The 20,807-nt window shown below is 40.8% G+C and carries 20 protein-coding genes and 1 riboswitch; of the genes, 14 read left to right on the top strand and 6 right to left on the bottom strand.

What is annotated here, in order from left to right; genetic code table 11:
• Positions 1-256 precede the first annotated feature (256 nt).
• From A33Q_RS17115 to A33Q_RS17125, 3 genes are all read left to right on the top strand, one after another.
• Positions 257-1,186, top strand: coding sequence for an RraA family protein (locus tag A33Q_RS17115; RefSeq protein ID WP_009035781.1), 930 nt, complete (start codon positions 257-259; stop codon positions 1,184-1,186).
• Between the two features lie 36 nt (positions 1,187-1,222).
• Positions 1,223-2,701, top strand: a complete 1,479-nt coding sequence (locus A33Q_RS17120) for a mandelate racemase/muconate lactonizing enzyme family protein (protein ID WP_009035780.1) — start codon at positions 1,223-1,225, stop codon at positions 2,699-2,701.
• A gap of 70 nt (positions 2,702-2,771) precedes the next feature.
• Positions 2,772-3,863: a bile acid:sodium symporter family protein gene (locus A33Q_RS17125; protein WP_009035779.1), complete on the top strand. Its 1,092-nt coding sequence runs from the start codon at positions 2,772-2,774 to the stop codon at positions 3,861-3,863.
• 268 nt (positions 3,864-4,131) lie between these two features.
• Here the strand turns inward: A33Q_RS17125 and A33Q_RS17130 are convergent, their stop codons facing one another.
• The 6 genes from A33Q_RS17130 to mce all read right to left on the bottom strand — a co-directional run bounded on the left by A33Q_RS17130 (position 4,132) and on the right by mce (position 9,282).
• Positions 4,132-5,253, bottom strand: a complete 1,122-nt coding sequence (locus tag A33Q_RS17130; protein ID WP_040490635.1) for an amidohydrolase family protein — start codon at positions 5,251-5,253, stop codon at positions 4,132-4,134.
• A 125-nt stretch (positions 5,254-5,378) separates the two neighbouring features.
• Entirely contained in the window at positions 5,379-6,059 is a 681-nt protein-coding gene (locus tag A33Q_RS17135) for an ERCC4 domain-containing protein (RefSeq protein WP_009035777.1), read from the bottom strand.
• Positions 6,060-6,154: 95 nt separating this feature from the next.
• Entirely contained in the window at positions 6,155-7,183 is a 1,029-nt protein-coding gene (thiL, locus tag A33Q_RS17140) for a thiamine-phosphate kinase (protein ID WP_009035776.1), read from the bottom strand.
• Positions 7,184-7,361: 178 nt separating this feature from the next.
• Positions 7,362-7,937 carry an outer membrane beta-barrel protein gene (locus A33Q_RS17145; RefSeq protein WP_009035775.1) on the bottom strand — a complete coding sequence of 192 codons (576 nt, stop codon included), beginning with the start codon at positions 7,935-7,937 and terminating at the stop codon, positions 7,362-7,364.
• A 23-nt stretch (positions 7,938-7,960) separates the two neighbouring features.
• Positions 7,961-8,533, bottom strand: coding sequence for a hypothetical protein (locus tag A33Q_RS17150; RefSeq protein WP_009035774.1), 573 nt, complete (start codon positions 8,531-8,533; stop codon positions 7,961-7,963).
• Positions 8,534-8,883: 350 nt separating this feature from the next.
• A complete protein-coding gene (gene mce, locus A33Q_RS17155) occupies positions 8,884-9,282 on the bottom strand; it encodes a methylmalonyl-CoA epimerase (protein ID WP_040490636.1) in 399 nt (132 codons plus the stop codon).
• A gap of 230 nt (positions 9,283-9,512) precedes the next feature.
• On the opposite strand from mce, the gene A33Q_RS17160 reads away from it, so the two are divergent.
• The 11 genes from A33Q_RS17160 (at position 9,513) to A33Q_RS17215 (ending at position 20,805) form a co-directional block, all read left to right on the top strand.
• Positions 9,513-10,862, top strand: a complete 1,350-nt coding sequence (locus A33Q_RS17160; protein ID WP_009035772.1) for a CoA-disulfide reductase — start codon at positions 9,513-9,515, stop codon at positions 10,860-10,862.
• Positions 10,863-11,037: 175 nt separating this feature from the next.
• Entirely contained in the window at positions 11,038-11,364 is a 327-nt protein-coding gene (locus tag A33Q_RS17165) for a HesB/IscA family protein (RefSeq protein WP_009035771.1), read from the top strand.
• A gap of 116 nt (positions 11,365-11,480) precedes the next feature.
• Entirely contained in the window at positions 11,481-12,575 is a 1,095-nt protein-coding gene (gene gcvT, locus A33Q_RS17170; protein ID WP_009035770.1) for a glycine cleavage system aminomethyltransferase GcvT, read from the top strand.
• On the top strand, positions 12,572-13,285 hold the full coding sequence (locus A33Q_RS17175; protein ID WP_009035769.1) for a 2-phosphosulfolactate phosphatase: 714 nt from the start codon (positions 12,572-12,574) through the stop codon (positions 13,283-13,285). The genes gcvT and A33Q_RS17175 overlap by 4 nt, the downstream gene beginning before the upstream one ends.
• A 122-nt stretch (positions 13,286-13,407) precedes the next feature.
• Positions 13,408-14,334: a ribose-phosphate pyrophosphokinase gene (locus A33Q_RS17180; RefSeq protein ID WP_009035768.1), complete on the top strand. Its 927-nt coding sequence runs from the start codon at positions 13,408-13,410 to the stop codon at positions 14,332-14,334.
• 39 nt (positions 14,335-14,373) lie between these two features.
• Positions 14,374-14,946, top strand: a complete 573-nt coding sequence (locus A33Q_RS17185) for a 50S ribosomal protein L25/general stress protein Ctc (RefSeq protein WP_009035767.1) — start codon at positions 14,374-14,376, stop codon at positions 14,944-14,946.
• 166 nt (positions 14,947-15,112) lie between these two features.
• Positions 15,113-15,673 carry an aminoacyl-tRNA hydrolase gene (gene pth, locus A33Q_RS17190; RefSeq protein WP_009035766.1) on the top strand — a complete coding sequence of 187 codons (561 nt, stop codon included), beginning with the start codon at positions 15,113-15,115 and terminating at the stop codon, positions 15,671-15,673.
• Positions 15,674-16,069: 396 nt separating this feature from the next.
• A riboswitch (SAM riboswitch) is annotated at positions 16,070-16,174 on the top strand.
• Between the two features lie 469 nt (positions 16,175-16,643).
• Positions 16,644-17,816 (top strand): trans-sulfuration enzyme family protein, encoded by a 1,173-nt coding sequence (locus tag A33Q_RS17200; RefSeq protein WP_009035764.1) that lies wholly within the window; start codon positions 16,644-16,646, stop codon positions 17,814-17,816.
• Between the two features lie 63 nt (positions 17,817-17,879).
• A complete protein-coding gene (locus A33Q_RS17205) occupies positions 17,880-19,127 on the top strand; it encodes a serpin family protein (RefSeq protein WP_009035763.1) in 1,248 nt (415 codons plus the stop codon).
• 3 nt (positions 19,128-19,130) lie between these two features.
• On the top strand, positions 19,131-19,775 hold the full coding sequence (locus A33Q_RS17210; RefSeq protein WP_009035762.1) for a hypothetical protein: 645 nt from the start codon (positions 19,131-19,133) through the stop codon (positions 19,773-19,775).
• Between the two features lie 151 nt (positions 19,776-19,926).
• The gene (locus tag A33Q_RS17215; protein ID WP_009035761.1) at positions 19,927-20,805 is read left to right on the top strand and encodes a phytanoyl-CoA dioxygenase family protein; all 879 of its coding nucleotides are present in this window, start codon (positions 19,927-19,929) and stop codon (positions 20,803-20,805) included.
• Positions 20,806-20,807: the final 2 nt, after the last annotated feature.

Genomic DNA, 20,807 nt, shown 5'->3' on the forward strand with positions numbered 1-20,807 from the left:
GAGCCCCTACGAAGTTTGCCCAAGAGAAGAACCTCTGGCTCATGATTGCCCGATGAAATTACTTAATGAATGTTGAACCAAACGGTCAACGCTATTTAGGGAAGTACATCCTCCTTCCTTCATCCCTCATCCTTCCTCCCTCATCCTTCCTCCTTCATCCTTCATCCTTTCTCGATCTCCCCATATCATTTATGTAAAATTTTATTAACTTAAAAGCTTAATCCAATTGACCTTAACCCTTAAAACCTATTAAACTATGAAAAAATGCTTTTTGGGTATTTGCTGTTTCTTGGCAATACCAATTTTAATTAATGCACAACAAATCAGTCCTACTCCTGATCAGATCAAAAAAATCACAGCCGAATGGACCGGAGAACGCTTTCCCGATGGAAGGCCTAAGGTTCCGGATGCACTTTTACAAAGACTTGAAAATATCTCCATGGAAGAAGCTTGGGGATATTTAAGAAACAAAGGCTACCATAATCAATATGAAAATGACTGGATCTTAATTCATGAAGACGAGGTAATGACCGGGCGTGCATTGACTGCTCAATTTATGCCATTGAGACCGGATGCTGATGCAGTGGTGAAAGAAATCGGAAAAGAAGAAGGAAGAGTGCAATCCGGTGGCACCAACTCATGGCCTATTGATGTGCTCCAAGAAGGGGATATATATGTAGCAGACAGCTATGGAAAAATAGTGGACGGCACCCTGATCGGAGATAACTTAGGGAATGCCATTTATACCAAATCTAAAAAAGGAGTGATATTCTATGGCTCTGTCAGGGATATGGCAGGATTAAGTGAAATTGAAGGATTCAATGGCTGGGTAAAGGGACATGATCCTTCTTATATCCAACAGATGATGCTTTCCACCATCAATTACCCCATCAGAATAGGACGTGCATCGGTTTTGCCAGGTGATGCGGTCTTAGCCAATAAATGGGGAGTCATTTTCATTCCTGCACATCTTTTAGCTGATTTAGTTATCAATTCAGAATTTATCATGCTCCGTGACAAATTTGGAATCCAAAGACTCAAAGAAGGAAAATACAGTCCAGGTGAAATTGACAGCCGTTGGTCTGAAACTATCGTGCAGGATTTTTTGCAGTGGATCAATACCCAGACTGATCTTCCTATGAGCCGGGAAGAATTAGATGAATTTCTAAAAGATAGAAACTGGTAGTCCAAACATAAATATTAAAAACAAACCCAAAAACCTATGAAAACCATTTTGCAAGAAGTTATTGAAAACCACAAAAGAGAAGAAGAAACCAAAAACAATCAAATAGCCAAGGACACCCAAAAGGAAAACAGCCGCAGGGATTTTTTCAGAAAAGCCGCATTAGGTGGTATCGGGTTAGGAGCCATGATGGGCGCTTCAATGGAGGACACCCTAGCCCACACCACTTCCAAAGTAAATAGATTTTCCGCTCCAACTGATTTAAAAATCACTGATATGCGGGTGGCTGTGATCAAAAATGTCGGTCGCACCCCGATCATCCGAATCGACACCAATCAGGGAATTTATGGTTTGGGTGATGTGCGTGACGGAGGAGATGAACGCTATGCCCTGATGCTCAAAAGCAGGATTTTAGGTGAAAATCCCTGCAATGTGGAAAAGCTATTTAAAATCATCCGTCAATTTGGCCACCATGGTCGACAGGCAGGGGGAGTTTGTGCTGTGGAAATGGCCCTTTGGGACTTATGCGGCAAAGCCTATGGTGTACCCGCTTGGCAGTTACTGGGAGGAAGATATAGAGACACCGTTAGGCTATATGCAGACACTCCGGGTTTTGATGATCCAAAAGAATTTGCGGCGGTGATGAAAGAGCGTACTGAAGTGCAAGGTTTTACCTGGCTCAAGATGGACCTAGGCATCCACTTGGTAGCAGATCAAAAAGATGCCCTTAACAATTCCAAATTCTGGAATGGTGCCAAAGGGCAATATGACACAAGGGATTACATGAGTTACGGCAGCACCCTCCATCCATTTACGCATGTACAGATCAATGAAAAAGGTCTGGAAGGTCTGGCTGAATATGTAGACAATGTTCGCAATGCCGTAGGCTATGAAATACCGCTTTCCGCTGATCATTTTGGACATTTTGATATTAATAATTCCATAAGATTTGGAAAGGCCATGGACAAATACCGACTGGCTTGGTTGGAAGACATGGTGCCTTGGATGTACACAGACCAGTGGCGTACTGTTTCCGATGCATTGGAAACCCCCACCTGCACTGGAGAAGATATTTACCTGCTCAAGGGTTTCAAAGACCTGATTGATAAACGGGCGGTGGATGTGATCCACCCAGACTTAGGAACATCAGGAGGTCTTCTGGAAACCAAAAAAATCGGCGACTATGCAGAAGAGCAAGGTGTCGCCATGGCCATGCACATGGCAGGATCTCCCATTTGTTTTATGGCCAATGTACATTGTGCAGCTGCTACACAAAACTTCCTTTCATTAGAACACCATTCTGTGGACACACCTTGGTGGGAAAAGTTAGTCACCATGACAGGCTCCCAACCTATGATTACCAAAGGCTTTGCCAACGTGCCCCTAGATGCTCCCGGGCTAGGAGTAGATCTGAACGAGGAAGTCATCAGAGAACACCTGCATCCAGATGCACCAGGCTATTTTGAACCTACACCAGAATGGGACGAGAAAAGGTCCTGGGACAGGCTTTGGAGTTGATGAATAACCATAAAAAATTCTGCCGGCATGGTTGCTCTATGTCGGCGTTCATCCTGTTAAACCTTCCTTCATGAATGCTTCCTTTTTTCGGGTTTCCTATGCAGCTGCCTGGATAGTCTTATTGGTTTTTATATTGAATTACTTTCTTGAAATTCTGCCTTGGAATGGGATCATATTGATTCTTTTTTGGATCTTATTGGGCTTTGGAGTAAGAAGCAAAGAGACGCTGAAAGGCTATACATATACCATTATGATCTTTGCTTCCGTGACAGCTGCGATGTTTTACCCAAATTGGTTTACTATTTGGGGAGAATTCACTTTAAGTACCTTGATTGTCCCCTTATTGCAATTGATCATGTTTGGCATGGGGACTTCCATGAGTATCAGGGATTTTCAGGGAGTAATCAAAATGCCCAAAGGAGTTTTAGCGGGAGTACTCTGCCAATTTACCATTATGCCATTTATAGGATTTGCTTTGGCTAAAGGAAGCGGCTTACCACCTGAGATTGCTGCCGGGATAATCCTGGTAGGCTGTTCACCCAGTGGTATGGCTTCCAATGTGATGAGTTTTCTGGCAAAAGCCAACCTGGCACTTTCCATCACCATTACCGCCGTGACCACCATGCTGGCACCCTTTGTGACCCCTGCCTTGATGGGTTGGCTTGCGGGAGAATTTGTGGAAGTGGACATCCTGAAGATGATGATGGATATTATCAAAATCGTCATCATACCCATTGGTGCAGGGCTATTGTTCAACAGGTTTTTCAGTGGCAAAATCAAATGGCTTGATGATGCCATGCCGCTGCTGTCCATGATTGCCATTGGCGTTATCATTGTGATCATCACTGCTGCCGGCAGAGATTCGCTTTTGTCCATAGGGCCCCTCTTGATAGGATTGGTGGTCATCCACAACCTGAGCGGCTATACCCTTGGCTATTGGGTAGGTAAACTTTTCCGCATGGATGAAAGGGACTGCCGTACCATTGCTTTGGAAGTAGGCATGCAAAACGGCGGACTTGCATCAGGCATTGCCAAGGAAATGGGCAAAATTGCCACCGTAGGTTTGGCCCCTGCTGTCTTTGGACCATTTATGAATATTACGGGCTCTATGCTGGCTTCTTATTGGCATAGGAAGGGGGTGAAGGGGGAGGACAGTGATTAAATTTAGGTTGAATACTTTTTTATGATAGATATTGATGGCATCATTAACAAAAAATTCATTTAAATCTTGATGACCACAATCGAAATTATTGGTCTTAACAAAAATATCCTCGGTATCTAATAAAAACCACAAAGCTTTAAATGTTTATATCATTTCAGCCTTTTTAAGAATGGAATGAGCTTTAAACAAGTATTTACTAAAATTTAAAATAAAGCTATTTGAGATTGATCTGCATTAGAAATTTTTGAATGATAATACTTTTACCCACTCAATCCGGAAACCTGCTCTCATCTATCCCAGGAATTATCTTAATGGCATTTTTGAAATACAGTTTTTTCAATACTTCATCAGGTAATCCCAAACCATACATGGCCCAAAAAGCATGGTATTTTTTGTAATAGGGAAAATATTCATCCTCGGTTTCCAATACACGGAAATAGGTGTAAAACTCCTCCTTGTTGTATGCATCTTTTCCAAACACCACCCTATCCTGATACTTTTCAAAAAATGCCCTGGCACGCTTTGGCTGTCTGCCAAACTCGGCTATTACGGCTCCAATACCAAAGTACACATTCGGGTATTTTTCCAAATGAGCCTCGGCAGCATCCAGGTTATTGGCCATCCATCCCATGTGGGCATTGACAAAAGTAGTGTTGGGGTGCTTCGCAAATACATGAAGTTGCTCGGCGATGATCTGCTCAAAAGGGGCCGGATTGGTAGCAGACCGCCTTCTGCCAGGATTAAGTTTGAGTTCCAGCCAACGCTCATTATTCGCATCCATGGGTTCCCAAAATGCAGCAGGGTCAGCCGAATGGATCAACACAGGTATTCCAAGTTCGCCTGCTTTTGCCCAAACAGGATCCAAATCAGGGTGATCGACCGGAACACGCTCCCCATTTACATCTTTGACGGACAGTCCAAGACTTTTGAATATTTTCAGACCATTTGCTCCATTTTCAACATCCTTTTGAAGGTCAGCTACTGCCTTTTCCGACCACCCCGGACTGCCAATACCATTAAAAGACAAGTTGGTGAAAACAATAAATCTTCCAGGGGCTACGCCATTCATACGGCGAATCATGGAATACATATATTCCTGACGGTCTATATCATCTGCGTCACGCGCATAACCTCTCCCACTCAAATTAACCATCACTCCCATATTCAACTCATCCATTTCAGGAACAAGTTTATTGGTGATCAATTCTTGGCTGACATTCCATTGGTGGCTATGGATATCAATAAAGGGAAATTTGGCTCTTTTGACCGGATTTTCCGGCACCACCAAAGTGGAAGGCGGATTGTATTCTTCGAAACTCATTTCTTGGGCACTTACAAAATGGGAAAAACAAATTATAAGCAAAAGGAATAGAAGTCTTCTTATTTTCATCTTTGGTAAAATCAATATTTGACAATTGGAAAATTTCAAAATTAAAGCTAAAATTCCTCGCCACTCGTCAAAAAAAGACCTGTCAGGTCTGATATATTCTACGGATTCCCATGGATTCCTAAACATCAATTTCCTAATAACTTTTTCATTTGGGCAGCAATAATTTTCCCAACACCTTCTACCTTAACCAATTCTGATTCAGGTGAAACAAAAACATTTTGAAGGCTACCAAAATGACGGAGCAACCGTTCTGCTTTATCTGCTCCTATTCCTGGAAAGCCCTCAAGGATATGTACCTTCTGTTTAAAGTAAGCATCAGATTTTCTGAATTTCGGTTTCAGCCTTGGGAAAAATCTGAAATCTTCCAAGCTGTCCTTAGTAAGTTGCCGATAGCTTTGGAGCATTATTGAAATGGTCTGCTTTGGGGATTTTGACCTTACAATAGGAATTTTAAAGACCAAAGAAATGGAAATAATCATCCCTTGAATTGCTTTTTTCTTAAAGCCAGTTTCTCTAAACTCCTTTTCCTTTCCTTCCAAAATCAAACAGGGCCTGACATTTGAATTGGCCAACTTGGCTACTTGTTTGAAAAGCCTGCCATCCTTGACAGAAGCACAAAAGTCTGGAACCGATTTTCTTTCAACCAATAAATCTGAATCCAAAAGATAGTCTCCAATGGGCAAACGCTCCTTCCTTACTATAATGTTTTTAAAATCCAGAATCTGATCAACAATAGCCTGTGGCTCCCTGTCATCTATTACAATCTGTAAAGGATAGAATTTAGAACCCTTTAAAAAATCTCCCATATTGTTAAGAAAACTGTTACGAAATAAAAATACACAACAGCAATTATTTTCAAAATAGAGAGAGCTGCTCTTGCTCTCTCTATTTTAAATATATCTTAGAAATGTTTCCAACCCTGAGCCTTCAGGGCTACAGCGGTTCCTGATTTGGTCACCAAATGCTTCCCGTCGGCTTCTTTGTTCACATATCCGATAAAGTGTATATCCGGGTGTTTTTCCAATTTTTTATAATCTTCCTGACTGATGGTAAAGATCAGCTCATAATCTTCCCCTCCATTGAGCACACAAGTAATGGGATCCATATTGAGCTCTACAGCAGTATCAAAAGTCTGCTTGTCTATTGGTAACTTGTCTTCATAAATGGTTACCCCTACCCCGGAAGCTTTACAGATATGAAAAAGCTCTGAGGCCAGTCCGTCTGAAATATCCATCATACTGGTAGGAACCACACCAATCTCACGAAGCTCGTGGACAATGTCCATTCTGGCATCCGGCCTAAGCTGCCTTGCAGTCACAATCTGGTACTTTTCCAGCTCAGGCTGCATATTGGGATTGGCCAAAAACACCTGCTTCTCCCTTTCCAATACTTGTAACCCCACGAAGGCCCCTCCCAAATCACCTGTGACACAGATGATGTCGTTTTCTTTGGCCCCGGACCTGTAGCTGAGCTGCTCTTTTTGAGCTTCTCCGATAGCCGTAACAGATATTACAAGCCCTGATCTTGAGGAAGTAGTATCGCCCCCCACCAAATCTACTCCGAAGTGCTCACAAGCGGCATTGATCCCGGCGTACAAAGCTTCCACAGCTTCTACTGAAAATCTGTTCGTAATGGCTATACTTACTGTAATCTGCTTGGCTATGGCATTCATCGCTGCCACATCGGACACATTGACTGCCACCGCCTTGAATCCTACGTGCGGCAAGGGTGCATAAGAAAGATCAAAGTGGACCCCTTCCAGCAGAAGATCGGTAGTCACCACTTTGACATGATCTCCCGCATCAATCACCGCTGCATCATCGCCAATTCCTTTTAAAGAAGACTCATGTTGGATTTTGATTTTTTGATGAAGGCGGTCAATTAAACCAAACTCTCCGATCTCACTTATTTCAGTTCTTTTTTCAGACATATTTATTCTCTTTTAGTGCATTGACAGCATCCTGCCCCGAAAGACAGTATTTTCGCTTGGGATTAAAATTGAGCTGCCATCAGTTTGAATTCACAAAAGTAAGCTTATTAATCGAAAAGGCCTTGGGCCTGCTGTTTAGAGATCAAAAAGGCAAAAAAATCAAATTAATTGAGGCAAATTATGGTGAAACCACAAAAACCAATCTTAGCCCCAAATGCTGTACACCCCTGCCCTCTTGTGGTCTTGCTCCCCTTGCTTGGTACATGGGATTAATGAGCAGCTTTTTATTTTCTTTGATACGCCATTGATAGCCAATCCCAAAGCCATAGCCCGCATCATAGGTGTTTTCACCCCTATTCCAGGACATATTAGGCCCTCCATTCAGAAAAATACGGGGAGACACGTTCCACTTAAGATAAAAAGGAACTGTAAGCATATTTTCATAAATGTTAAATTCAATTATATCGGGGAAATAAGGAGTACCTCCACCCCTTTCCAAAATCCTTGTCCTGGAGTAAGTAAGCCCTGTTTCGAAATCAAACTTTGGAGAAATCGCCCGGATATAGGTAAACCCAAATGCGAAGTACTCCCGAGGGTGAAAACTTGGTCCACCTATAAAATCTCTCCCTTCCACTGAGGAAGATCCAAATTCAGCACTAATTCCCCAATTGTTTTTTTGGGCATGTGTCTGAAGGGAGAAAAAGGTTATCAAAAAAAACAATACAACAGAAGCAAGATTCAAAGTTTTCATCATTTTAGCGATCATATTTTTCAAAATTAAGGTGCAAATACAAAAACGGTCTTTATTCCCAATTGGGTCATTCCATCCCAATTGGTCGGGAAAAACGGATTGGCATTTATTGTTGGGGCAATCATAAGGGAATGCTTATCACTCAAATTGAATTCTTTGCCCACACCCAAGGAAAAGCCCAAACGGAAAAATCCAAAGGATTCATTGGCAGAATGCACCAAATTGGGCCCTGCTTGTAAAAAGAACCTATGAGGAATCCAAAGCCTGAAATTAGCCGGAACTATCCAATAATTCATTGCTGAATTATATATTGCAACTGTTAGCCCAAAAGGAACTGACGGGGTCACACGAAATTGATTGTTGGAATAAACCAATCCAGTTTCGAATTCCCATTTTTCTGAAATTGGTTTTAAATAAAGGAAACCTATATCAAAAAAATACATGCCGTCAAAGCTGGGTGCCCCATCTGCATAGCTCGGTATATAATTTGGTTTGCCATATGAGGCCTGAATACCAAACCTTGCCTTTTCCCTTTCTTGGGAAAAACCCGATCCAGCACATATCATAAAAGCGGCAATCATAAAAATGGCTTTTTTCATATAATATTTTTCTTGCAAATTCTTCTAAAATACCGCGTTAGGATGGCACTGACACAATTTTCACACTCCCTCTTTGGACAAATCACCTACATATTTCTACCTTAACCCAAATCACTTCACTCTCGGGATCTTCGTTTCACTCCGATTTCACGAACACATATTTCAATATCTACTAATATCCAAAATCCACCAATATCTATTTCAAGTATATCCCGAATCGCTTCACTCTCGGGACTTCCGCTAAAGCTCCAGTTTCAACCTTATTTCCACCTTATTTCAATTTATATCAACTAAAACTAAAATCATCAGAGCATCCATTATAAATAAATCAAAAATCACAACCCAATAATCTATCTCTCCTGACACAATTCCACTAAAACCCCGTTGGTTGACCTAGGGTGGAGAAACACCACCAGTTTGTTATCTGCCCCTTCTTTAGGAACTTCATTCAATATTTCGAAGCCTTCACTTTTAAGACGTTCTATCTCTGCATAAATGTCCTGAACATCAAAAGCAATGTGGTGGATTCCCTCTGATTTTTTTGAAATAAATTTCGCAATCGGACTATCTTCTCTGCTGGCTTCCAATAGTTCGATTTTGGTATCCCCTACCTGAAAAAAAGAGGTTTTGACACCCTCACCTTCTACAGCCTCTTCTTTGTAATGTTCCTTTCCAAGCAGCTTTTTAAAGAGTTCATTCGATTTTTTCAAATCTGCTACGGCAATTCCCAAATGTTCTATTTTTTTCATCATCATTGATTGTTAAGCCATACCACCAAAATTACACTAAATATTTAAAGATAGTTTTATCTATAGAGTTTTCAAACTCAACAATATCCCTTAAAATTTTAAGCTTCCTTTTCTAACAAACTGATTATACAATCTAAAAGCGATGCCTTTTCCCTTCAAAATCACTATTTTCTTTAAGGGTTCATCAAGAAAGCTTTATCTTCAACTTACTTAACTGAATTATTTTTAAAATGTCAAAGACCAAAATCATCGTTATCGGCGGGGACGCTGCGGGAATGAGCGCTGCTTCAAAAATCAGAAGATCACATCACGATTGGGAGATTACCGTCTATGAAAAAAGCCCACATACCTCCTATTCGGCTTGTGGGATGCCTTATCTAATTGGGGGATTGGTCTCTTCTTCTGAAAATCTAGTAGCCAGAAGCCCTGAAACTTTTCGGAAAAAATATAATATTCAGGCCAAACCATTGCATGAAGTCTTACAGATAGATATTCCAAAACAAAAAGTGCTTGTAAAAAATCTGGAATCGGAAACTTCATTTTGGGACAATTATGACAAGTTGTTAATTGCCACTGGAGCATTTCCCAACAAGCCTCAATTGCCTGAAATTGATTCGAAAGGAATATTCTGTCTTTCGACTTTGGAAAGTGGCATTACGGCATGGGATTATATCAAAAAGCAAAACCCTAAAAAAGCCGTGATAGTGGGGGGTGGATATATAGGAGTAGAAATGGCCGAAGCCTTACTGGAAAAAGGAATGGAGGTCACCTTGATTGACAGAAATCCTTTTATCATGAAAACATTGGACCCGGATATGTCAGAAGATATTTGTGAAGCCATGACTTCTGCTGGAGTGAAGCTTCATTTAGACGAAAACCTTACATCCTTCAAAGCAAGTGGTGATGGAAAGGTCAAAAAAGTAATCACTGATAAGAACACTTACGACGCCGATTTGGTCATTTTGGGAATGGGTGTAAGCCCAAACAGCAACATTGCAAAAGAAGCAGGAATTAAACTTTGTGACACTGCGGCCATACAGGTTAATGAAAAAATGCAAACTTCAGCTGAGAACATTTGGGCTGCTGGTGATTGTGCTTCTTCATACCATCGATTAAGAAAAAAAGTTCTTTTTGTGGCTTTAGGCACCATAGCCAACAAACACGGCTTGGTAGCAGGAAGCAATATGAGTGGTGAAGAAATGATATTTCCGGGAGTAATTGGCACGGCGATTACAAAGTTTCAGGATTTGGAAATTTCCAGAACTGGGCTAACCGAGAAAGAAGCCAAAGACATGGGTTTAGCTTATGAAACAGCTACAATCAAAAGCAGTAATTTTGCTGGATACTATCCTGGCAGTGGTGATATCAAAGTGAAATTATTGGTGCACAAGGATGGAAGGGAGATTTTAGGAGCACAGATTTTAGGCAATCCAGGCAGTGGCAAAAGGATAGATACAATTGCGGCAGCAATCATGGGGGAATTGACAGCCTATGATTTAGCCATGATGGATTTGGCATATGTCCCTCCCCTTTCTACAGTATGGGATCCCATACAAATCGCCGCAAGAAGATTAATTTAAGCAAGCTTTTAGATCCTTGTAAGAAATACAGCTGTCAAAATCATTCAGATTTATTGCATTTCGAAAAGCTATTTGTTACTTTATTGCAACAAATTTATCTTTGTAGTCGAATCATTTTCCATTTACGGGTGTTTTGATTTCGCTTAACAACAGAACTATTAAAATTGATATAGATATGATAATCGTTTCAGAAAAGGCCAAAGAAAGAATTCTTGAGCTAAGGAAAGAAGAAGGCCGAAATGAAAATGAAAATATAAGGGTTTCGGTCAAAGGCGGTGGCTGTTCAGGCCTGATGTATGACCTTGGATTTGATTCCAATACTGTGGAAACTGACCATGTTTTTGAAGATAAGGGTGTAAAAATCATCGTAGATCGTAAAAGTTTACTCTATTTGGCCGGCACTACCCTTGAATTTTCAGATGGACTGAATGGAAAAGGCTTTCAATTTGTCAACCCCAATGCTTCCAGGACCTGTGGATGTGGAGAAAGTTTCTCGATATAAGAATATTTAAAAAGTAAAATTTTAAATACCAGACTTTTGGGTCTGGTATTTTTTTTATTTTCACTCAGTTAAAAAGCTTTTATTACCTTTGCCACAAAAGAAAATAAACCCTAAACATGACAGATAACATCAAAAAAATTCAACTGAATGACCTTCACGAGGCCCTTGGAGGAAAAATGGTACCTTTTGCAGGCTTTAACATGCCTGTAAGATACTCTTCTGATATAGAAGAACACAAAACAGTAAGAGAAGGTGTTGGTGTTTTTGATGTTTCTCATATGGGTGAATTTTTGGTCAAAGGCCCAAAGGCTCTTGAGCTGATCCAGAAAGTGACTTCCAACGATGCTTCCAAGCTAATCAATGGCCAAGCACAGTATTCCTGCTTTCCCAATGAAAAAGGTGGAATCGTAGACGACTTAATCGTCTATAAATTTGAAGATGAAAAATACATGCTCGTTGTCAATGCTTCCAACATCGATAAAGACTGGAACTGGATCAATCAGCATAATAGCATGGGTGCTGACCTTGAAAATATTTCTGACACACTTTCACTCTTTGCAGTTCAGGGACCTAAAGCCATAGAAGCTGTTCAATCCCTTACCCCTGTTGACCTTTCTTCTATTAAATTTTACCATTTTACCGAGGGTGCGTTTGCCGGAGTTCAGAATGTGATTATTTCAGGAACTGGCTATACAGGCGCTGGAGGTTTTGAAATTTATGTGAAAAATCAAGATGCCGAGAAAGTTTGGAATGCGATTTTTGAAGCTGGTAAAGATTTTGATATCAAACCTATAGGGCTAGGCGCCAGAGATACTTTAAGAATGGAAATGGGTTATTGTCTTTACGGTAATGACATTACAGACGAAACTTCCCCTTTAGAAGCTGGACTTGGTTGGATAACCAAATTCACCAAAGATTTTATCAACTCCGAAAACCTTAAAAAACAAAAAGAAGAAGGGGTGAATAAAAAGCTAGTGGGTTTTATTTTTCAAGAAAAAGGTATTCCTAGAGCCCATTATACCATTACCAATGCGCAGGGAGAAGAAATCGGCGAGGTTACTTCAGGTACTATGTCACCTTCTATGGGAGTGGGCATTGGACTAGGATATGTAAAAACTGAATTTGCCGTCCCCGGAATGGAAATTTTTATTGCGGTAAGAAACAAAAGTATTTCTGCCAAAATTGAAAAACTTCCCTTATACAAGAAATGAGAAAAGTAGAAATTTGCTTGAGTCCCAAGCTGATCCATCTATTTGATCCCGAAGGAAAAATAGTTGTTGTAGTTGATATTTTCCGTGCCTCCTCTACTATGATTGCAGCGCTTGCCAGTGGAGTAAAAGGCATCCTACCGGTAATGGATCTGGAAACATGTAAGTCTTTTAAAGAAAAGGGGTACACTATTGCCGGAGAAAGAGATGGAAAAAAAGCACATGGATTCGAGCTTGGGAATTCCCCAGTCGCCTATCTTCAAGGAAATTATTCAGGGAAAAAAGTGGCCATGACTACTACAAACGGAACTCTCGCAATTGAAAAAACAAAAAACGGAGCCCATGCTGTTTTGGTTGGTGCTTTTGTAAACCTGAGCGCAACCGCCAACCATATTCAGCTAGAGAATAAGGATGTCTTGATTGTCTGTGCAGGATGGAAGGGCAAGTTCAACTTGGAAGATTCCCTTTATGCTGGAGCTTTGGCGAGCAAACTACACCCACACCTAGGTACCGACTGTGACAGCAGCATTGCGATGAAAAGTCTTTATGAAAGTAATCAACACAGGCTACAGTTATTCCTTGGGCAAGCATCCCATGCCAAACGACTTCAGAATCATGGCATAGAAAAAGATATTGACTTCTGTTTGGAAATCGATAAATACAACTTTATCGCCAAACTTCAAGGGAATGAAATTTCAATTCTGAATCCCTAAGACCTCTAAAACAGAATAAAATTCCATAAACATTGACTTCCAATTCAGATTAAGGTCAATTTTATCTACCTTTGTTGGCATTCTGAAACCATTCATTTCACTGCAAAACCTTCCTTTATATCATGACTGAGGTCAAATTATTCTCCGGAACAAATAGCCACGAATTAGCTGAAAAAATCTCCAAACATTATGGAAAAAAACTGGGAGACCTAACTATCTCCAAGTTTAGCGATGGAGAGATGTCTCCAAGCTTCAACGAATCCGTGAGAGGCTGCACTGTCTTTCTGATACAGTCCACCAACCCAACTGCTGATAATCTTTTAGAACTTTGTCTAATGATTGATGCTGCAAAAAGAGCCAGTGCTTATAAAGTGTGTACTGTAATACCCTACTATGGCTATGCAAGGCAGGACAGAAAAGATAGGCCCAGAGTATCCATTGCTGCAAAGCTTATTGCCAATATGTTGACATCTGCCGGAGCGGATAGAATTATGACCTGTGATCTGCATGCCGGACAAATTCAGGGCTTTTTTGATATTCCTTTGGATCATTTAAATGGTTCAGCTATCTTTGTGCCCTATTTGGAAAGGCTGAACCTTGACAACTTGATTTTCGCCGCCCCTGATGTAGGTGGTGTGGCAAGAGCAAGGTCATATGCTAAGCACTTCGAAGTAGAAATGGTGGTCTGTGACAAGCACAGAAAAAGAGCCAATGAAGTGGCTTCCATGCAAGTAATAGGTGATGTAGAAGGCAAAGATGTCATCCTGATAGATGACTTGGTAGATACAGCAGGGACACTTTGCAAAGCTGCCCAAATCATTATGGATAAAGGAGCAACTTCCGTCAGAGCCATTGCTACTCATGGAGTACTTTCCGGGAAAGCCTATGAAAATATTGAAAACTCAGTTTTACAGGAATTGGTAATTACAGACACCATTCCTCTCAGACAAAAGTCTTCAAAGATCCGGGTGCTGTCTGTTGCGGATTTATTTGCTAAAGCTATCCATGCTGTTACCGGCAACACTTCCATCAGCGCACTCTTTATCTAAAAAAAAATTTTATTCAATTATATACTTAAAACAAAACTTATGAAATCACTAGAGATTATAGGGTTTAAAAGAGCAAATCTCGACGGTGCAGATTTAAAGCAGATCCGTGAAGAAGGCAATGTTCCATGTGTAGTATACGGACCTGCGATCAAAGAGCAGATTCATTTCTATACTCCAGCCATTTTGTTCAGAGACTTGGTGTACACTCCAGAAGTACACATGGTAGACCTTAATGTAGAAGGTACTAAAATGAAAGCGGTATTGAAAGATGCTCAATTCCACCCAGTATCTGAAGTTTTATTGCATGCTGACTTCTTGGCATTCAGTGATGACAGACCTATCAAATTTGAAATCCCTGTTGAAATCAAAGGTACTTCTCCTGGAATTATCAAAGGTGGTAAATTGGAGATCAAAACCAGAAGACTAGCAGTAAAAGGCTTGGCTTCCAACCTTCCTGACAAAATCGAAGTTGACATTTCAAACCTAGACCTAGGTAAGTCATTCAAAGTATCTGAATTGAAGGCAGAAGGTTTCGAAATCTTGACTAGTCCTAATGTATCTATCGTTACCATCGGTATTCCTAGAGCACTTAGAGGGAAAAAAGCTGAATAAGCTGATTCAAAAATGTATAATTCTAAATCCTGCTTATCACTTAAGCAGGATTTTTTATTTTTGGACAATCTGGAAACCAAAGAGGAGATCTGTCAGGTTTTGAAAACCTGACAGATCTTTATTTGTGCACTAAAAGGAAAATTAATTAAAATCAGAAAAAAACAACATGAAATACCTGATAGTAGGATTAGGCAATATCGGACCTGAATATGAACTTACCAGACACAATGTGGGATTCCTGACACTTGACAGGCTTGCCGACAAATTCGGAGCTGAATGGAAAAGTGGTAGGCTTGCATTTACTTCAGAATTCAAACACAAAGGCCGTTCTTTTCACCTGATCAAGCCCACCACATATATGAATTTAAGTGGAAAAGCCGTGAATTATTGGATGAAAGAGTTGAATATTCCCAAAGAAAATATTTTGGTGGTCGTAGATGATGTGGCCCTTCCATTTGGAAAATTGAGAATGCGAGGAAAGGGCTCCGCAGCAGGTCATAATGGACTGAAAAATATTGAAGCACTCTGTGGGGGTCAGGATTACCCTAGACTTAGGTTTGGAATAGGTGATGATTTCCCTAAAGGAAGACAGGTGGATTACGTCCTTGGAAGATGGACGCAGCAAGAAATCGATGAATTGCCTATTTTCATGGACAAAGCCATCGATATGACCCTAAGCTTCGCCACTGCAGGAATCAACATGACAATGACACAGTTTAATGATTAAAAAATGATATATACTTCGTGATATTTATAGAAATATGGTGGAAATATACGGTGTGAAATATAGTTGAAATATTCTACGTGAAATCGAAGTGAAACGTAGACCCTGAGGTAGGCAGGTTCGGCAAAATAATTTAATGCTTCAAGCGCTTTCCTTGGCTCATAAATACGCCTAATACAGAATTTATTTCTACTTTATCCCGAATCGCTTCGCTCTCGGGACCTTCGCTAAAGCTCCGGTTTCTACTTTATTTCTACCTTATTTCAATTGTATTTCCACCTTACTATAATCTTATTTCATTTCTATACCTAAGGAAATTCTATCCATTTCGAAAGTATTAAGAGTATTTTTTTGATTTCAACTTTTTGAAAACTTACTTTGTGGTCACTTCAGGAAACTGATTTATAAAGAAGAGGTGAGAGAACAGGCTCCAAGACCCTCTGGCAACCATCCCGACACATCAGGAAAGGTGCCAATACCTGCCCTAAGTGGGAACTATAAATTGGAAATTATGCGATTGATTCAGCTTTTCATTTTATTTAAGGGATTCGGTAGAGTACTGTATTTGGGTACGCTCCTTATTGAACTAAGTACCAAGTACAAAGTACGGTGTACAAAGAGTTGGGAAGTCCAGCCTCAATATATTTCAAGTCCCTTTAAATTCAACCCTGTCTTCTCCCGGACAGAAATCTTCGAGGTCAAAAAAAGACCTCAAAGGTTGGACAAACCTAATACTAGCCTCCAACCCTATTTCAATATATTTCCACTGTATTTCAACCTTATTTCAAGTTTCAATAATTTCACCTTACTCGCTCGGGTGAAGCCTAAACTCCATTTTCCTTTAAAATTCACTCATGCCATATACAATTTGCGAAATCAATATCCCCAAATATCCACCAGTATCGATCAATATCCATAACCCTATTTCAATATATTTCTACCCTATTTCTACTATATATCAATTTTACACCCCATGCCTCACTTCGAAACCGACGCCATACGCATAGCAGCTTCCAAATCCAATCAAAGAGAACATTCTGCCCCGCTGTACCTATCTTCCAGCTTTACTTTTGACACTGCAGAAGAAGCCCGTGCCATGTTTGCGGAAGAGATTGAAGGGAATATTTACTCCAGATACGCTAATCCAAACTCAACTGACCTTATCCAGAAAGTCTGTGCTGCTGAAGGGACGGAAGATGGTATCGCAACAGCTTCCGGTATGGCGGCAATGTTTGGCAGTATGGCAGCATTGCTGCAACAGGGAGATCATATTCTGGCATCCCGCTCTCTTTTTGGTTCCACCCATCAGCTTTTGACAAGGGTATTTCCAAAATGGGGGATCAGTTCTACCTATGGTGATATTTCAGATATTGCCAATTGGGAAAAACTGCTTCAGCCCAACACTAAAATGCTTTTCATAGAAACACCCTCCAATCCAGGACTAGAAATCATTGATCTGGAATGGGCAGGTAAGTTTGCAGCAGCGCACAAACTGATACTAGTAGTGGACAATTGTTTTGCAACCCCATACCTACAGCAACCTGCCAAATGGGGTGCCCATATTGTAACCCATTCCGCCACCAAGTTCATTGACGGACAGGGCAGGGTATTGGGTGGATTGATATTGGGCAAAAAAGAGCTTATCCAAGAGGTGCAGTTTTTTGCCAGACATACAGGACCATCCATCTCTCCGTTCAATGCCTGGATCTTGGCCAAAAGTATGGAAACACTTGCAGTTAGAATGGACAGGCATTGTGAGAGTGCATTGAAAGTAGCACAGTATTTCGAAGGGAATTCTGAATTGGAAAATGTCAAATATCCGTTTTTAAAGAGCCATCCTCAATATGATCTTGCCCAAAAACAGATGAAACTGGGTGGTGGAATCATCACACTTTCACTGAAAGGTGGCATAGCCAGGGCACAAAGGTTTATTGATCAGCTTCAGATGATATCTGTCACCGCCAACTTGGGAGATAGCAGAAGCATCATCACGCACCCTGCCTCTACCACACATAGCAAACTGAGAGAAGAGGAAAGGGCCAAAGTCGGAATCTCTGATGGGCTTATCCGGCTATCCGTTGGGCTTGAGCATCACGAAGACATTACCAAGGATATAGAAAGGGCTTTGGAAAAATCAAAATTTTGATGAAACCTGTAGCATTCTGAACAAAGCTGGCGTCTTGTGGCTGTAAACCAAATTATTTGAGTCATGAAAACTCCAGCTATTTTCCTCATAATTTTAGTTTTACTAGCATCATCCTGTATAGAGAATCAGGAGCAAATTCCGAGGGAAGCCAATTTAAGAACACTATCGGCGGAAGAGCAGGAGCTTTCAGGGGCCTGTAGCCTTTTTGCCATTGACCTGTTTCATCAGCTCAATGATGAGCAAGAGCCTAACCAGTTTTTCAGCCCCTATAGCATTCACCAGGCACTTTCCATGACCATGAACGGTAATGAAAACCCTGTGCTCCAGGAATATATCAAAACCTTGCGCTACGACAATCTGAGTGTAGACGAGGCCAATCGGGGATCCAGAGACTTAAGACAGTTTTTAACCCAAGTAGATCCAAAAGTTGACCTGACGATTGCCAATGCCATTTGGTACAAAGAAGGATATCAGGTGAAAGCTCCATTTAAATCCATAGCCAATGATTTTTATGATGCCGAAATCGCCCCATTGCCAATGCATGACCCAAATTCGGTTAAAGTCATCAATGATTGGGTGGAGAAAAAAACAAGAGGCATGATCAGGGATATTCTGGACATGATTCCTCCCAATGCAGTCATGTACTTGGTCAATGCCATCCATTACAAAGCCGATTGGAAATACCAGTTTGATTCCAAAAAAACCAAAAAAGAACCCTTCTACCCTAGCCCGAACTCGCCCATTCAGGTAGATATGATGGATCTGGACAAAGCAGCCACATTTAGAGTTTATGGCGAAAATGGCTACAGATACCTGGAAATCCCCTACAGCACAGGTCAGTACAACATGGCAATCCTGTACAATGAATCAGGAGACCTCAATCAAGCGGCAGCAGCTCTCACTTTTGACAATTATAAAAAATGGAAGGAAGAAAGCCAGGAGGCCAACTTTATCCTAAAAATGCCCAAATTCAAAATGGGATACAAAATCGACAACCTGGCAGATGACTTGTCTGCGATGGGATTGGTGACACCTTTTGGATTTCACGAAGACAACTTTACTGAATTGTTTGACAATCCTACTGACTTGTTGAAAATATCCCGCGTGATCCATGATGCATTGATCGAGGTGGATGAAAAAGGAAGTGAAGCAGCGGCAGCTACTGTAGTAGAAATAGTTGAACTTTCAAGCAGTGGTTCTTCAACACCAAGAGTCCTCACCTTGGACAAGCCTTTTATCTTCATGATTCAGGAAAAACACAGCGGTGCCATTTTGTTCATGGGTAAGCTTGGAGATCCGTCAAAACTTTAAGCCATGCCCAAAAATCCCATAGCATTCTTAATACTTTTACTTTTCACTTTGGCATCTTGTGCTGATGATCCCGACCTCCCCACAGGTACTTGTGGGGAGTCCTTTTTGTATGGCAGTGGAGAAGATATTTATACCTTAAGACCAATCCCTGGAAATGTATTTATAGAACTTCAGGATCCTGAAAATCCTGAAGCTCAAATTGAAACTTTGTTTGCTAAATATGATTTTTTGGATGATACTTTTTTCCCACAGGGCAATACCTTAAGGAGGTTTCCGGTGCTTTTAAAAAATTTAAGTTGTGAAAGCTTATTTGAAGCTCTGAAAATCCTCAATCAAAATGAAACGATTTCAGCCGCTACTCCAAGGTTTGAACCGGAAGGGGAAGGTATTTTTGACACTACACCTTGGACCTTAATCAATGGAATATCTATCATGCCTCATCAACCCGATGATCAAGCCAACATACTGGAATGGGCGAATAACAATGGCCTTGAATATAGGGATTCTTCCTATGGAACCTTACTGTTTCGTGTAAAGCAAGTATCAAGTGGCTTTGAGCCTCTGGAAATTGCCATCAAAGCTAAAGACGAACTGAATGTCCGTTGGGCCTTAGCAGATTTCCTTATTCCGATCCGGAGGTGGCAATAATTTAAAATGAATAGGTTTCAATATCTAGGAATCCCCACTATTGTAATCCTTACTAAGGTGTAAACTTAAAACACTAACATCACTATTTAAGAAAAAAACATTTTTTACCTCCCTCCTTTTTCTTACTTTTTTAAACCAATCCAAAAAACCTATGAGAGACCTATCCCAAATCCATCAACCCATCACTGATTTATTCCCATGGCCCCAATCTCCTAAAGAATGGGAACAGTATAGACTAAGCCAGGACCAACTGGAGTTCTTTCATGAATATGGTTATCTAAGCGGTATCAAATTACTGGATGAGCATCAAATTGAAGTTTTGCGAACCGAGCTCGAAAAACTACAAGATCCAGAGCATCCCCTCAACCACCTTTTCCATGAGTATCATAGCAACGAATCTTCAGACCCAAACACAGTTCTTTTTCACTCTCTGGGACATTGGAGAATTTCAGAAGCCTTCCATGATGCCATATGGAACCCTGCTTTTGTTATGGCCGCACATCAACTTTTGGGAGAAAGGGGCTTAAGATTTTGGCACGATCAGCTGTTCTGCAAGCCTGCCAAACATGGTGGTGTAGTGGCTTGGCATCAGGATTATTCCTACTGGACCAGAACGATCAAAATGCAGCACTTGACCTGTTGGTGCGGGTTGGATGATGCTGACGAAGAAAATGGCTGTCTGCATTACATCCCCAAAAGCCATACTTGGGGCTTATTGGAAAAGCCTGCTTTGGCTGGAGAGATGGATGGTCTGAAAGCTTTTATGACAGAAGATCAGCTGAAAGATTTTAATCCGGTAGCCATTCCATTGAATGCTGGCCATGCAACGTTTCACCATCCTTTGATGGTGCATGGCAGTTATCCCAATCACTCCGAAAGAAGCAGAAGGGCATTTGTGCTCAATGTTTTTGCGGACGGTACGATTTCAAATACAGATGAAGAATTATTGAAAGGTGTTCCTGTGATACCCAAAGGTCAAAAAATGAAAGGGCAGTTTTTTCCATTGCTTTTTTCATCTAATTTGGTGTGAAA

This window comes from Indibacter alkaliphilus LW1 (assembly GCF_000295935.2).
Classification (GTDB): Bacteria; Bacteroidota; Bacteroidia; order Cytophagales; family Cyclobacteriaceae; genus Indibacter; species Indibacter alkaliphilus.

Bases quoted from the DNA above. Each gene is read 5' to 3' on its own strand.
- A33Q_RS17115 (WP_009035781.1), top strand. From the start codon at position 257: ATGAAAAAATGCTTTTTGGGTATTTGCTGTTTCTTGGCAATACCAATT.
- A33Q_RS17120 (WP_009035780.1), top strand. From the start codon at position 1,223: ATGAAAACCATTTTGCAAGAAGTTATTGAAAACCACAAAAGAGAAGAA.
- A33Q_RS17125 (WP_009035779.1), top strand. From the start codon at position 2,772: ATGAATGCTTCCTTTTTTCGGGTTTCCTATGCAGCTGCCTGGATAGTC.
- A33Q_RS17130 (WP_040490635.1), bottom strand. From the start codon at position 5,253: ATGAAAATAAGAAGACTTCTATTCCTTTTGCTTATAATTTGTTTTTCC.
- A33Q_RS17135 (WP_009035777.1), bottom strand. From the start codon at position 6,059: ATGGGAGATTTTTTAAAGGGTTCTAAATTCTATCCTTTACAGATTGTA.
- thiL (WP_009035776.1), bottom strand. From the start codon at position 7,183: ATGTCTGAAAAAAGAACTGAAATAAGTGAGATCGGAGAGTTTGGTTTA.
- A33Q_RS17145 (WP_009035775.1), bottom strand. From the start codon at position 7,937: ATGATGAAAACTTTGAATCTTGCTTCTGTTGTATTGTTTTTTTTGATA.
- A33Q_RS17150 (WP_009035774.1), bottom strand. From the start codon at position 8,533: ATGAAAAAAGCCATTTTTATGATTGCCGCTTTTATGATATGTGCTGGA.
- mce (WP_040490636.1), bottom strand. From the start codon at position 9,282: ATGAAAAAAATAGAACATTTGGGAATTGCCGTAGCAGATTTGAAAAAA.
- A33Q_RS17160 (WP_009035772.1), top strand. From the start codon at position 9,513: ATGTCAAAGACCAAAATCATCGTTATCGGCGGGGACGCTGCGGGAATG.
- A33Q_RS17165 (WP_009035771.1), top strand. From the start codon at position 11,038: ATGATAATCGTTTCAGAAAAGGCCAAAGAAAGAATTCTTGAGCTAAGG.
- gcvT (WP_009035770.1), top strand. From the start codon at position 11,481: ATGACAGATAACATCAAAAAAATTCAACTGAATGACCTTCACGAGGCC.
- A33Q_RS17175 (WP_009035769.1), top strand. From the start codon at position 12,572: ATGAGAAAAGTAGAAATTTGCTTGAGTCCCAAGCTGATCCATCTATTT.
- A33Q_RS17180 (WP_009035768.1), top strand. From the start codon at position 13,408: ATGACTGAGGTCAAATTATTCTCCGGAACAAATAGCCACGAATTAGCT.
- A33Q_RS17185 (WP_009035767.1), top strand. From the start codon at position 14,374: ATGAAATCACTAGAGATTATAGGGTTTAAAAGAGCAAATCTCGACGGT.
- pth (WP_009035766.1), top strand. From the start codon at position 15,113: ATGAAATACCTGATAGTAGGATTAGGCAATATCGGACCTGAATATGAA.
- A33Q_RS17200 (WP_009035764.1), top strand. From the start codon at position 16,644: ATGCCTCACTTCGAAACCGACGCCATACGCATAGCAGCTTCCAAATCC.
- A33Q_RS17205 (WP_009035763.1), top strand. From the start codon at position 17,880: ATGAAAACTCCAGCTATTTTCCTCATAATTTTAGTTTTACTAGCATCA.
- A33Q_RS17210 (WP_009035762.1), top strand. From the start codon at position 19,131: ATGCCCAAAAATCCCATAGCATTCTTAATACTTTTACTTTTCACTTTG.
- A33Q_RS17215 (WP_009035761.1), top strand. From the start codon at position 19,927: ATGAGAGACCTATCCCAAATCCATCAACCCATCACTGATTTATTCCCA.